The following is a 13,374-nucleotide window of genomic DNA, read 5'->3' as shown; positions in this document are numbered from 1 at the left end:
AGCTCTCAATTACTAATTACTGACACGACCCCCAAACAATCTGACCACCTTTACGTCCTTGGTGATAGATGTCCGCACAGGACTCTTGCTTCATTCCTGCAATATCATCGATATTAAATGAAAGCTGACCTGCATAACCTTCGTTGTAGTAAGTAATGCCGCCTGTCTCTAAGCTATACACAAAGGTCTCCCATGTCGCATAACTTTCATTGTTCGTAGGATCGATGACATCTTGAGGGACTTTATTACCAAAATCGAATACCGCTTTCATTTTTCCTCGCACATCGATCCAATCCGCATTAGCTTGCGGTGTCCAGTCGGTGTTGCTTGTGACATAGATTCCACGAACATTACGATCGCGTGAGCTAATTGAACCTGGCAAGTTTTCAGCGTCATTCATATCAAATGTAGCGGTATAGGCTCTATGATCTTGTTGAAGTGGGGAGTTAGCCATTACGCGGAGATCGGTTGTTACGTCGCCGCGGTGCACGACCATTTCACCACCTTTGTTGAGCTGAAGAAGTGCAATGTCGCCGCTTTTATCTTGAATGGAAACATGGAACCCATGCTGATGACCGGCAATGCCCGTTTTGTAAGCAATTTGAAACTCGCCTTGCTCAAAAGCTCTCACTGCTTCGTCAACAGTGGCATAGTTTTCAACAATGTACGGCACGATATCAGAAAGGTGTACTGCAGGCGTGCCGTCATCTTTAATGTCTTTGATGAATTCTACACTGTCATGCATATACAACATTGACGCTGAAAGACCTTCTGTGTTGATTGCTTCGCCAGTCGTATTATGGAAGGTTTTTACCTCTTCGAATGAAACAGTGTTGTGCTTTACCGTCCATGATTTCGCATTTTTATACTCAGGAACTGGCTTGGTTTCACGCTGTGTGTCCGTTACTTGAACGTGGGCGATCGATTGCAGTTCGCTGCCACCCCAATCATAAGAGCGTGCTATCGAAATACCATGTAGGTCACCTGTATTTTGGATAATTCGCGAGCAAGCATGCGTGCTCGTTGAGATAGATGCAATTGACGCAGTTGCTGCAATGGCGATGGCTAGCGTGTTCAGATTCTTTTTCATTTCACGGATTCCAAATAAAAGTCATAGGACGTTAGGGGATGGTGTTTTCAGTTCATAGTTAACTGATGAATTGATTATGGCGGGTCTATTGCTTATTCTGAACGGGCTCAAGAGTGGGAAAACCCCGCCCTTAAGTCATGTATCGAACATGGTGACTGAAAGGTAATGCTAATGGCGATGACTCTAGAACAACTGAATGCTTTTGTAGAAACGGTTGAATGTGGCAGTTTTAAACAGGCTAGTGCTCGACTTGGAAAACACACATCCACAGTAAGTGGATTGATTGCCAACCTAGAAGCCGAACTGGGGATGGAGCTTTTTGTCCGTAAGCCTCGTTCACTAGAGATAACAGCTAAAGGCACAGAAATTTATCGATATGCACTCTCTGTGCTACGAGAGTGCGACTTACTCAGCGTGAAAGCGAATAGCTTGTTAGAAGGCATGCCCTCGAGATTGACGTTGGCCATAGACCATGACTTGATGGGGAGTGATGTCAGCACGATCTGCGCAAAAGTCATTAAAAAGTTCCCAGCGATAGAGCTTAATGTCATTGCGGTAGATCCTATGCAAGTTAGGAGTCATGTTCTGAGTGAACAAGCTGATATTGGCTTTGGTATCTCATTGTTCAGTGGCAATCATGAGTTAACGATTGCAGATGGCTACTCGTTTGATGTTGCTTGTGTTGCTTCCCCAAATCTCGACTGCAGGGATAAGGTGCTCACACTAGATGAAGTCAGAGGTATGTTGCAGATATCGGCAAGGTTTATGAAGCAAACAAGTCGCGAAGATACTCACAACCTGAGCAGCAGGAATATTTACAGTAACAGTTCGAAAAACACTTTGCAGTTGTTGGGGCAGGTAGATGCATGGGCGATGGTACCTGAGTTTTTGTGCTCTCAACAGCTAGGCGATGGTCAGCTAGACAAAATGTACATATCGTCAACAGCATCAAAAAGACCGAATCAATGGACGACGGAGATTAGCTGGCTTACCGCGAAGCCGGTCAATAGAGCGATGGATTATGTTATCGAAGAGTTGGTTAACCTACCCAATAGATGAGCTGGATTCTAGCTCGGCTCCTGAGATGCACAGAAATGACTAGTTTGCTGATGAGTCTGATAAATTTTTGATGTGATAGAGGGATAAGTACATTGAACCTATACGAGAAAGTTAATAATGGCATTATTTGCGAGATAAGTTACTAAATCTTTAGAGTACCATATACACTCAGTTGCAATTTAAAGACCTAGAAACTTGTACTGTCGTCATACCGGCTGAAACGTAGGAAAAAGCACTGCGACTAGCATAACAGTTTTCTCTAGGTGAACTGCATATAAAGAAACCTGATTAGATCGAATGCTTCAAAACTACCTAAGGGGATGCGGAGTGTTAATGTAACAAATAAGCTGTAGTCATCAAAGTGGCTTTAAGCGCAGCTTTTGAGAATAAGTACTAGATTTAATATGTTGATTATTGCTACAATTCCAACTGGTGTTTTTGTTGAAAAGCATCAGAGTTGACCTTTTTAGGCTACCATAAATTCAAATTAAATTCAGCTTTTTGGTTTTGTCTCGTTTGAACCCAAGAAGTATTATAAGTCCTGATAAATTCTGGATGATTACAGTTTGGTGTTTTCAAACATATTTGGATAATTTGATTGTTATCCAGCTTACGGAGGATAGTAAGTGTTAATAAAAAAAACTTTTCAGATCTTAATGTTGTCGTTGTTTATAGTTCTTTCTTTTGTGTATGGTCTAGCAGTAGGCACTTATAAGATATTTCCTTATAACGAAGTACAAAACGTGAAAAGAGCTCTTATAGGTGGCGATGGGAAAGGTCATCGTTCATTCAAAGAGCCTAGTTACACACATAAAACGTCGTTCTTTAAATTAATTGCGCAAAATGATTATGACATTGTTTTTATTGGCGATAGTATCACTGATGGTAGTGATTGGAATGATGTGTTTCCAGATAAAATAATTGCAAATAGAGGGATTAGTGGCGACACAACTGACGGAGTATTAAAACGTATGGATACGATTTTAAATACAAAGGCAGAGAAGGCTTTTGTAATGATTGGAACTAATGATGTTTCAAGAGGGTTTGATGTTGAAACTATATTTAAAAACTATGTGGAAATACTAGATCTTTTGCTTTCAAATGACATCGAACCAATTGTTCAGTCTACACTATTTACCTATAATGACGAGATGAGAGACAATAGAACTATAAAGGCTCTGAATAAAAAATTGAAAACATTTTGCGAGAATAATGATATTACTTACGTGGATCTTAATGCAATCTTATCTAAAAATGAAACGCTAATAAAAAAGTATTCTGATGATGGGTTGCATTTAAATGGCTCGGGTTATGTTGCGTGGTCTAAAATTATAGAAGAACATGTTTATTAGACTGTCTAAGTAATTATAATCAAGTCTAATTGTTGGTTGTTTTAATTATAAGTACATAGTGGTTTACTTTTAGTTTCTTCTAAAAAGTTAAGTTATTGCCTTTAGTTAATTGTCACTCCTTAACGACCACCTTTGGCGGTCGTTAAGGAGTGTTGCCCGAAAATACGCCCATGTTAGAAGTAAGACTCTTATTCACCACAAGTAAGAGAAAGCAATTAACATGGGCGACTATAGAAGTTCATTACACGTCTACTGGCGATGCAAATACCATATAGTTTGGACTCCAAAGTATAGGTTCAAAATTCTTAAGGGCAATGTGGTCAAAGAGTTGCACAAGTCTATCTAAATACTCTGCAATAAGAAGGGTTGTGAGGTACGGGAGCCAAATATTCAGCCTGATCACGTTCATTTTGTTGTCATTGTCCCACCGAAAATTTCAATTTCAACGTTAATGGGTACGTTGAAGAGACGGTCTGCAATTTGCCTGTTTGATTATTTTGATTATATTCGAAAGAAACTATGGGGAAACGATGGGATACTTTGTTGATACGGTAGTTGTGAACGAGGACATAATTCGGTGTTACGTTAGACATCACGAAAAAGACGACCAAGAGTATGAGGCTCAGTTGTAGTTGAAGATGAACTAACAGTGTGGAGATGTCCGCTTCAGGGGTCTGAAAGCTAAAGTCGCTTTTTAAAAAGGCAGATTCTTACTTATATTATACGTAACTAAACTAGGAACCTGTTATTAGGTAAAGTGAACGGATGACGTATAGTCAGTAAAAATTTAATTACGCGCTCTATGTAAGGCTACTTGTATTTGGTAAAAATTCAAAGCAAATGAACAGAGCTCTAATTAGCATTCATATCCAGATAATTATTAATGATTATACTTTCAATATCGTGACACATGCTTTAGTGAAACGACATCTTAAAGAGCATACTCCGTTTTATTGTAACAACAAACATCTTCTGTCCGACATTCTGAAGCGCCAAAAATTTCAGTCTAATTTGGTTATGATGTTGGGCAAGTTCGACGTTATACGTATTGCGATTGTGCTAACAAAAGACGCAATAGAAAAGAGGCTTCAGTTTGCGACTGATTTCAAAAGATGACCTAGAGAAAGAGCTTATTAATTTAATTGTCAATCGAGTCTTTACTACGGAAAATATACTTAAGATTAGCAAAGAGGTTAAGGAGAGGTTTTCAAAATGCTTTCCAGTGATAGTGGAAGAACGACAAAGACTCCTGTGCCTTTTGGAAAAAGAAGAGAAGAAACTATTTACATTCATAGAAAAGCACTATGACTCAGAATCTGATTCCGAAAGTGAAACTTTGAGTCGGTTTATAGATGAAAAGGAGAAATCTCTTAAGAAGCTAAGGTACGATGTGGATCAGCTACCGGAGTGTTCCAAAGGACTCCCTATGCTAAAATTTGGTGAGCCTCAAGCAAAGCTATTTTGTAGCAAGCTATCCGAGACATTGAGTAACTGTGACGATGGGAACGCCAACTGGTTGCTAAAGAGTTTGGTGTCCGAAGTTACAGTGGAGTGGGAAGAAAAAAAGAAAATGAGGATACGCGGAAAGAAAATCGCTCTTCTTAATTTCGTATCAAAAACAAAAACGGGAACTGATTTCTCAGTTCCCGTTTCCGTATCAATATGGCGGAGAGATAGGGATTTGAACCCTAGAACCGCTATTAACGGTTGCCGGTTTTCAAGACCGGTGCTTTCGACCACTCAGCCATCTCTCCGTTGTTGGCGCTCATAATAGGGGGGACGGAGTTCGCTGTAAAGAAAAAATTTCATGACCTTGGTTTGACTGCTTTAAAAGTGATCACATTGATTAAATCGTCTTCGATGTGATGATTGGTGAGAGTAGCGTTAGCTAGGCAAACGATTTCATTGCGTAATCAACATGATCAATCACTTAAAATAAAATAATGCTTTTTATTGATAAGTTCTTGAAATTAAATAATAAAACGATGTTCAGAATACGCTTGTGCGCTCGAAATTGTTTGCGTGATTAAGGGGTTTGCTTCAAAATATTAGAGTTAGTTCTCGCGAACTGTGATTTGAGGTCAAGATGAAAGTTGTAAAATTGTTTAAACAAAGAGCTGATTCTATCAAGCATCAGTCTGAGCTTATGCAATGGATGTCGCCAGCGATTAGAGAGTATTGGACTGAGTTTGTAGACAAGACAAACCACAGCAATTTCTTAGCGTGGGTTCGAGACTATCACAAGCCAGCGGTTAATGAACCAGAAGTTGCACAGGTCGAACCAGAAATTGTGCTTAAGCCCGCAGCTCAAGAGCTGTTTGATGAGCTTCAAGAGAAAATAGGTGAAGTTATCCACGAGGGTAGCTGGATCCATGTCGGGCAGGAGCGTATCAATCAATTTGGTGCTATCACTGAAGACAATCAGTGGATCCACACCGATCCGGAGCGAGCAGAGCAAGAGTCTCCGTTCAAGACGACGATTGCTCATGGTTTCCTAACATTGTCTCTTTTACCAGCACTAACGGATAGTGTCGATCCGGACAAGCCACTTTTTCCGACCGCGAAAATGATGGTGAACATCGGCTTGAATCAGGTTCGCTTCCCATATCCTGTAAAAGTCGGCAGTAATGTTCGTGCGAAAAGCACTTTAGTCAAAGTAACGCCGATTAAAAAAGGCCTTGAGATTGAACGCGAGATCCGTGTAGAAATTGAGGGTATTCGACGTCCAGCGTGTATCGCGACGTCAGTGATTCATCTTCACTTTTGATGATAAACATTGAGTTTTATGGAGCCCAGCCTTGAAGCTGGGCTTTTTTGTGCATGTTTGCCTTCATATCAACGCCAAATATCTATCTGTGGTTCACATAGCAAACGTGGTAGCTAATGTTGAGCTGCTCAAAGTGCTTCATCCATCGTTTTTGATTGTGTTGAAGTTTATCGCCTGGCCCTTTTACCTCGCACCACATAAAGTCTCCGTTTTTAAATGCAATGACATCAGGTTGGCCTGCTCTGTATGCACGAATATCTTCAAGAATTACCTCAAATAGTCCAGCTAGCTGTTGGTAGCTTATGGTATACATCGCTAACTCTATCCAAGATGCATCGACTAACTCCCAAAGAATGAATGGGTTCTGGAGACCATTTTTGTTTAGATGTACGGCGACTAGCTGTGCGATACCTTCACTTCTAATCTGGTTAAGACGATCTTCGATAAGGACACTTCGGCTGTCTATAAACTCTTTTCGATAGAGGTCAAGAGGCTGACGTTGATAAGGGTTGATAAATGCACCTTCAACTGGTGAAAACAAGATATCCCAGAACGCTAGGCCAAACAGAGTGTTGAGAAACTGGTTTTCAAGATAAAACGCATCCCATCCTTCGGCTTTAAGGGCTTCCACAACAGCAACTTCGACTCGACAATTTGTAAGGTCTAACTGGCGATGGACTTCCGGTAGCGTCGAAACTTGCTTTTTTGGTAAAGGAATACCAAGTTTCTTTTTTAGCGGAGAAGCGATGCGCTCTGCCACCTCAGACTCGTCAGTACTATACGGGTCAGCCAGCATCATTTTTGTGATAGATAAAGCCTCTTCTTGTCTTCCTTGAGCTTTAAGAATGCGTGCTTGTCTTTCTCGAGATGGCGGGATATTACTTTGCTGGAATAGCGCGAGAGCTTCATCTAGTGCCCCGCAACGCTCTAAGTCTCGAGCTACGGAGTTGATGAGTTTCTGATACATTCTGTTAGCATGTTTGCCGTGAGGAGCGGGAAGTAATTGAGAGAATTCAATCAAATTTTCTCGTGATTTACGGTTTATCTCTTCGTAGCGTAGTGACATCTCACTAATGCAAAAAGACGAATCCAGCTCTTCTCTGGTATGAAATAAGCGTGTTTTCACTGAGATTTCATACTGTTCAAATTTGTGAATACCGAGATTTTCAAGTACAAACTGAGCGAACTCTTGGTATCGATTGCCAAAAAACAACAAACAAAACATAGGAAGAATTTGGTTATCCAAAAGCCTGACGACTTGAAATGGTAGCGTTGAAACCGAGTGGGGCATCTGTTCAGGCAAGAGTGCCACAAGCTCACTTTTACGGAGTGATTTGGGTAATTTGGGGAATAAAGCCAGAAGCTCCGGTTTAGTAAGAAGTGTGTCTGCTAATAGCTTTGGAGAGTCGGGAAGAGCTAGATCTACAAAACCAGAGAGAGCTAGATTGGCAAGCAGTGTCTCTGGATTCGTGAGTTCTGAATAACGTAACTTATCACTTCTAAACCACTCACCTTTACGGGTCATCATTCGGACTAGTAGACATTGTTCATCTTCTTCCAATGCGTAGAAACGAGCGAGCCACTGTTGTTCAGATTCATTTAACAGGTCTTGATATAAGTCTTTTACTCCCGAAAGAAGTATCGTGAAGTTAGTTAGATAGTATTTGGGTTCTAGTACCACTAAAGGTGTGTGGGTCACGGCAATACCTGAGTGTTAACTGTTTGAAATAGCTCGCATCGACGCACTAAATAATATGCAATTCAATGTGTAGTGTTTCATTGCTCTTCTGATCATCGTAGCGTTTAGCCATATTAGTCGCAAGTAAGGTAATACGATGAAAAAACTACAAGCTTGGTTTGCATCTTGGGCTTTGTTATTGCTCATAGGGTGCTCTTTAGAAAATGATACACCAATTAAACCTGACCCAGGTTGGAAGATAGACAAGCTTGATAATGGCTTAACCGTCAGCCGTTACTATAAATCGGATCAACCTATTACTCTGCGACTTGTCGTTCATGCCGGTAGCCTTCAAGAGACAGCGCAACAAATTGGCTATGCACACTTTTTGGAACATTTGTTTTTCCGTGTAGAAGATGTACCTCAGCAGAAGGCAGCGAAAGATGCTCTTTTTCAAGCAGGGGTAAGCTTTGGTCCAGATCTTAATGCTTTTACATTCAATGAGTACACGAGTTATGAGCTGGCGATAGACAATGTAGATATGCTAAATGACGCGCTTACATGGTTAGCGTACGTCGCAGATGCTATGCACATTACCCAAGCAATGATAGAGCAGGAGAAAGGGGTAGTGCTGGGTGAAATGCGATTGAGACGTCCGGACCCGTTACCATATAGTCAAAAGATTTATGATCATCTGTTGATCGGTACACCTCTTGATTCACACGATATTATTGGTAATCGAGAGTCCATAGAGAACGTTGATATTACAGAGCTTAAGGCTTTCTATAAAAAATGGTATCAACCGCAAAACATGGAGTTAATGATTGCTGGCGATTGGGAGCAAAGTGAGTTGCTCGCTATCGTAGATAGCTACTTTGCTGATATTCAAAAAGGAGAGCAGCAGAGACGCGTTCTCATAGAACCTGTGAAGTTCAATGATACACCATTGGTTTCTGAAGCATTGCCGTTTGAATATGCTGCTTTAGATCTTGCCTATCCAATGCCAAACCCATTGTTAAATACTGTTTCAGACCAATACGTTCAACTGAGTTCAAAGTTTGTCGGTGACATAATATCGAATCGGATTTCAGACTTATATCACTCAAAGGATATCCTTGTACAAGGTCTAAATGCTGGAGTTGTAGACATACACTCGAACTCACTGTTTGCAATTGGTGCGAGTTTTGAAGAAACCGAGAGGGCAAAGATCCAACAAGCATTAACCGAACGACTCGCCTCTCTGCAGCAACATGGTATTAGCCAAGATGAGTTGGATACAGTAAGAAGCAGTTGGACTTCGTTCAACGATGAGCTAAAGACCATTATCGATAGTTGGACATCTAAGCAAATAATCGATTACAAATTCGACATGTTGTTAGGGCAGAGTGCTGCTCAGGACCCTATTCAGTACATAGAAGTGCATCGCCAGTTAGCGACGGAAATTACGCTGGAACAGGTTAATCAAGCAATTAAAAAGTTGCTCATCCAAGAGCCTATTATCGGTACTAATGTAAAAAATGGGTCGTTTTCGTTAAATGATATTTATTCGGGATTAGAGCAAAAAACGAACAAGCCACTCGAATTGACAGTAACCAAAGCCCTTGCAGTCCCTAGCTCGAAAGGAAAGGTCTCGTCGATGGAGACTCTGGAAAATGGCTTAGTAAAATGGAAGCTAGCGAATGGCATTGAGGTGCTTTACCTTAATCACAAGGACAGCGGCGATCGTTTTTACGGATGGTTTGGCTCATTGGGCGGTTCATCTGCACTTACCGGAGATAACATCGCTGCAGGTCAACTGATACCGTTGATTACGCTCTACAGCGATATTGGACCGCTAACCGCGAAGCAAATTGAACGCGCATTCAGTAAAACAAATAGTTACGTAGAACCGTTTATACGTGACGTTAAGCAGGGTATGTCCTTTGGAAGTAACGAAAAGGGCATTGCTGATGTGTTTTCTGTTGTACACCATGCTATGTCACTTAACGATGTTGATGACGTTGCGGTTGGTAAAGCCAAAAGCATTGTTATTAATGAACTCAAGCGTTTGAAACAGGATTCGAATGTTCAAAGTGTTAACGATGCACTACAACTAACCTTTGATAAAGGCAGTCATTTACTCTCAAGAACAGAGCCAGAAATTGCTCTAGTGACAAAAGAGAAAGTTATGGAAGCCTATGACGAGCTTATTAACGTAAATCGTGGGTACAAAATGATGTTGGTGGGAGCTAAAAATGCTTCTGATGTGCAGCCGCTGTTAGAGCAGTACATCGCCAATATTCAGTTTAGAGAAGAATTAAAGTACACGTGGCCTACGGTTGAAATACGTGACGGCCTTGCTGACGACATAACCAATATCGACAGCCACGATTCACAGGATGGTCAATCGCAAGTCTATCTGATCGCTGTATCTGAGAGAAATGAACCTAGAACCTCAAAAGATGTGTTTGCCGAAGACATGTTTCAACGGCTTTTGAACGAGCGTATTTTCCAGACGATACGTTCAGATAACTCCCTTGATTACAATCCGCACGCCTATGGTTTTGCCGATGAAGGCAATGGGGTTGCTGCCTGGTCGTTCTTTGCCAATGTTGATCCTAAGGATGAGGCGCGAGCCGCTAAATTGTTTGAAACTGTGGCTAACGACATCTTGAATGGATTTGAAAAGACAGAAAGGGATCAGGTTGTTGCCCAGCTAAAAAGTGACCTTGCCCCTTGGCTTGATGATCCTGAAGGAGCGAGCTTTATGTTATTTCGATATTGGTTAATGGGTTACGGTATCGATGCGCTTTATAACTATGAGTCGGTGGCTGATAGTATTACTTTAAGTGATCTAGATCGTATGTCTCAACAGGCGCTTGGTCAAAACGCGAGCAAATTTTCCATAAGAATCAATCCTTAATTGGCACTTAATGCGTGTATATAATTATTTACACGGCGTTTATTGGAAAAAACAGTGAAGAAATTTGCCTTTTTTTATAATTAGTGATTGCACTTCTTGTTCTAAGCAGATAAGTTACGGGAAAGAGCACGATACGAGTCACAAAACGGATTGTGCAGATCGTGCTCAAGTGATTTAGATACAAAGAATAGGAAGAAGTAAGCAATGTTCCAAACTGATGACGTAAGAATTAATAAAGTAAAAGAACTTTTACCACCGGTTGCTGTGTTAGAGAAGTTTCCAGCAACTGAAGTTGCTTCTTCTACCACGTTTAATGCACGTAAAGCGATCCACAACATCCTTCAAGGCGATGATGACAGACTGCTTGTTATTGTTGGTCCATGCTCAATTCATGATCCAGAAGCTGCGGTTGAATACGGTAAGCGCCTAAAAGTTTTACGCGATGAACTTGGCGATCGTCTAGAAATCGTAATGCGAGTCTACTTCGAAAAGCCACGTACTACCGTGGGTTGGAAAGGTCTTATTAACGACCCGTACCTAAACGACACCTTTAAGATCAACGATGGTCTACGTATGGGGCGTAAGCTATTACTTGACCTAACTGATATGGGCATGCCAACGGCGAGTGAATTCCTTGATATGATCACACCGCAATATGTTGCTGACCTTATTAGTTGGGGTGCGATTGGCGCACGTACTACAGAATCTCAGGTTCACCGTGAGTTGTCTTCTGGTATTTCATGTCCGGTTGGTTTCAAAAACGGCACAGACGGTAACATTAAGATTGCATCTGATGCAATCCGCTCGGCGAGTGCTTCTCACCATTTCCTATCGGTAACTAAGTACGGCCATTCAGCAATCGTTGAAACTGCTGGTAACCCAGACTGCCATATTATTTTGCGTGGTGGTAAAGAGCCAAACTACAGTGCTGAGCATGTAAAAGGCATTAAAGACGAACTAACGGCTAACGGTCTTCCAGCAAAAGTGATGATCGATTTTAGCCACGCAAACAGTTCTAAGCAGTTCCAGCGTCAGAAAGTTGTAGCGACAGATGTAGCTGGTCAAATGGCTGGCGGTGAAGACGCAATTTTTGGTGTGATGATTGAATCACACCTAGTAGAAGGTCGCCAGGATCTAGTTGACGGTGTTGCACCTACTTATGGTCAGTCTATTACTGACGCATGTATTGGTTGGGAAGACACAGAACAAGTACTTCGTGAACTCGCTGATGCGGTAGAAGCTCGCCGTAAAGCCTAATTTATTAATCTAATTCAAAGCCTTTGCTTCGGTGAAGGCTTTTTTATTTGATCTTAACCGTACGTCATGTTTTAATTTTGTGAATTGTATATGGTTAAGAAGAGACAAAATGAAACGTAATTTATCCTTGATACTAGCAGCTGTAATCGCTGCATCATTATCAACACCATCACTGGCGGCGGGTTTGAGTAATGAACAAGTTTGTACTGCAGGTCTAGCACTGGCTCTCGACAAGCAACCACGCGGTATTAAAACAAAATCAGCATCGGGTAAGCGTGTGCTATTGTCTGTGAAGGATTGGCAAAGTGATTGGGACTATCGCTGCGATGTGAGCAGAGGCAATAAAACTATTAAAATTGAAGCGAGAGATACTCGCCGAAATGATAGCTATCTAAATCAAACAATACGTTACAAGGTCACTGATAACGCTCGTAGTATTGAAGTCATCATGAAAAAACGCAAAGCAGGTGTGAAGAGTGAGACTTACAAAGCGTATCAGCTAAAAAGTTAGCCAAATCAAACAATACCGATCAAGAGGGCTTGTATATCTCGGTTCCATGTTCTGTCATTGCCATAGTGATCTAAATCTCGTACTAATGCTAAACTAACGTTAGTCAGCGTGATTGAGCAACAGGGAGCTTGGCTTGACGGAATTCCAGTCTAATCAAATCAATGTAAAACGGCATGCTGAGAACCCATTGCTGTGGTCAGTACTCAATGTCGTAGAGCGGCAAACCGAAAGTATCAAGGTACATAGTTTGTTTGCCGTCCTTGCAGAACAACAACTGATTCCCGTACTCGACGAGAGTGCAGAAAAAGATCTATTCAAGCGTAACTTTCTGATTATGAACGCGCTATATCAGCTTCAAGCCTTACTCGCTCCAGAAAAATGGCTGCAAGTGGAAGCGATGGATATACGAATCATGCCATATAACGCCGCTCAGCACGCAATCGCTGATAATGACCCTCTTAGAGACTACTACTTGGATTGGTCTCACTATGAAGCCGACAATCACGAAATTAAGCGACTACTTGAACAGTTTTGGACTCGCTATAAAGAGTATGTGGGCGTTACAGATGTGACAATGTCACATAAGCAAGCGCTGAGCTGTTTCGGGTTAGATGAAAACGCGTCGTCGAGAGAGATTCGCCATGCATGGAGGCGCTGCGCATTGAAGTGGCATCCGGACAGGCCCGGTGGAGATAGTGAAAAATTCAGAAAATACTGTGAGGCGTGGTCAATCCTTAAGGAGTCATGACCACGCGGCT

Annotated in this window: 9 protein-coding genes, 1 tRNA gene and 1 pseudogene; 8 read left to right on the top strand and 3 right to left on the bottom strand. The window is 41.5% G+C overall.

What is annotated here, in order from left to right:
* Positions 1 to 16 precede the first annotated feature (16 nt).
* Positions 17 to 1,090 carry a linear amide C-N hydrolase gene (locus J4N45_RS23125; protein WP_252014734.1) on the bottom strand — a complete coding sequence of 358 codons (1,074 nt, stop codon included), beginning with the start codon at positions 1,088 to 1,090 and terminating at the stop codon, positions 17 to 19.
* Between the two features lie 171 nt (positions 1,091 to 1,261).
* On the opposite strand from J4N45_RS23125, the gene J4N45_RS23120 reads away from it, so the two are divergent.
* From J4N45_RS23120 to tnpA, 3 genes and pseudogenes are all read left to right on the top strand, one after another.
* Positions 1,262 to 2,149, top strand: a complete 888-nt coding sequence (locus tag J4N45_RS23120) for a LysR family transcriptional regulator (RefSeq protein ID WP_252014733.1) — start codon at positions 1,262 to 1,264, stop codon at positions 2,147 to 2,149.
* A gap of 626 nt (positions 2,150 to 2,775) precedes the next feature.
* Positions 2,776 to 3,501: a GDSL-type esterase/lipase family protein gene (locus J4N45_RS23115; protein WP_252014732.1), complete on the top strand. Its 726-nt coding sequence runs from the start codon at positions 2,776 to 2,778 to the stop codon at positions 3,499 to 3,501.
* A gap of 220 nt (positions 3,502 to 3,721) precedes the next feature.
* A pseudogene (gene tnpA, locus J4N45_RS23110) lies at positions 3,722 to 4,133 on the top strand (IS200/IS605 family transposase).
* Between the two features lie 1,031 nt (positions 4,134 to 5,164).
* Here tnpA and J4N45_RS23105 read toward each other — a convergent pair.
* A tRNA-Ser gene (locus J4N45_RS23105) sits at positions 5,165 to 5,255 on the bottom strand.
* Between the two features lie 332 nt (positions 5,256 to 5,587).
* On the opposite strand from J4N45_RS23105, the gene J4N45_RS23100 reads away from it, so the two are divergent.
* Positions 5,588 to 6,268 carry a MaoC family dehydratase gene (locus J4N45_RS23100; RefSeq protein ID WP_042471672.1) on the top strand — a complete coding sequence of 227 codons (681 nt, stop codon included), beginning with the start codon at positions 5,588 to 5,590 and terminating at the stop codon, positions 6,266 to 6,268.
* 82 nt (positions 6,269 to 6,350) lie between these two features.
* Here J4N45_RS23100 and J4N45_RS23095 read toward each other — a convergent pair whose 3' ends face one another.
* Positions 6,351 to 7,967, bottom strand: coding sequence for a VRR-NUC domain-containing protein (locus J4N45_RS23095; protein WP_252014731.1), 1,617 nt, complete (start codon positions 7,965 to 7,967; stop codon positions 6,351 to 6,353).
* 136 nt (positions 7,968 to 8,103) lie between these two features.
* On the opposite strand from J4N45_RS23095, the gene J4N45_RS23090 reads away from it, so the two are divergent.
* The 4 genes from J4N45_RS23090 (at position 8,104) to J4N45_RS23075 (ending at position 13,364) form a co-directional block, all read left to right on the top strand.
* Positions 8,104 to 10,848, top strand: coding sequence for a M16 family metallopeptidase (locus J4N45_RS23090; protein WP_252014730.1), 2,745 nt, complete (start codon positions 8,104 to 8,106; stop codon positions 10,846 to 10,848).
* A gap of 204 nt (positions 10,849 to 11,052) precedes the next feature.
* Positions 11,053 to 12,105, top strand: coding sequence for a 3-deoxy-7-phosphoheptulonate synthase AroG (gene aroG, locus J4N45_RS23085; RefSeq protein WP_042471666.1), 1,053 nt, complete (start codon positions 11,053 to 11,055; stop codon positions 12,103 to 12,105).
* Positions 12,106 to 12,214: 109 nt separating this feature from the next.
* On the top strand, positions 12,215 to 12,616 hold the full coding sequence (locus J4N45_RS23080) for a hypothetical protein (RefSeq protein ID WP_042471662.1): 402 nt from the start codon (positions 12,215 to 12,217) through the stop codon (positions 12,614 to 12,616).
* Between the two features lie 133 nt (positions 12,617 to 12,749).
* Positions 12,750 to 13,364, top strand: a complete 615-nt coding sequence (locus tag J4N45_RS23075) for a DNA-J related domain-containing protein (protein ID WP_252014729.1) — start codon at positions 12,750 to 12,752, stop codon at positions 13,362 to 13,364.
* Positions 13,365 to 13,374 lie beyond the last annotated feature (10 nt).

Source organism: Vibrio sp. SCSIO 43140, assembly GCF_023716585.1.
Classification (GTDB): domain Bacteria; phylum Pseudomonadota; class Gammaproteobacteria; order Enterobacterales; family Vibrionaceae; genus Vibrio; species Vibrio maritimus_B.
Note: the sequence above shows the minus strand (reverse complement) of the source record. Positions and strands in the feature narration are given on the sequence as shown.

Coding starts and splice junctions, on each gene's coding strand:
- J4N45_RS23080 (WP_042471662.1), top strand. CDS start 12,215: ATGAAACGTAATTTATCCTTGATACTAGCAGCTGTAATCGCTGCATCA.
- J4N45_RS23120 (WP_252014733.1), top strand. CDS start 1,262: ATGGCGATGACTCTAGAACAACTGAATGCTTTTGTAGAAACGGTTGAA.
- aroG (WP_042471666.1), top strand. CDS start 11,053: ATGTTCCAAACTGATGACGTAAGAATTAATAAAGTAAAAGAACTTTTA.
- J4N45_RS23100 (WP_042471672.1), top strand. CDS start 5,588: ATGAAAGTTGTAAAATTGTTTAAACAAAGAGCTGATTCTATCAAGCAT.
- J4N45_RS23090 (WP_252014730.1), top strand. CDS start 8,104: ATGAAAAAACTACAAGCTTGGTTTGCATCTTGGGCTTTGTTATTGCTC.
- J4N45_RS23125 (WP_252014734.1), bottom strand. CDS start 1,090: ATGAAAAAGAATCTGAACACGCTAGCCATCGCCATTGCAGCAACTGCG.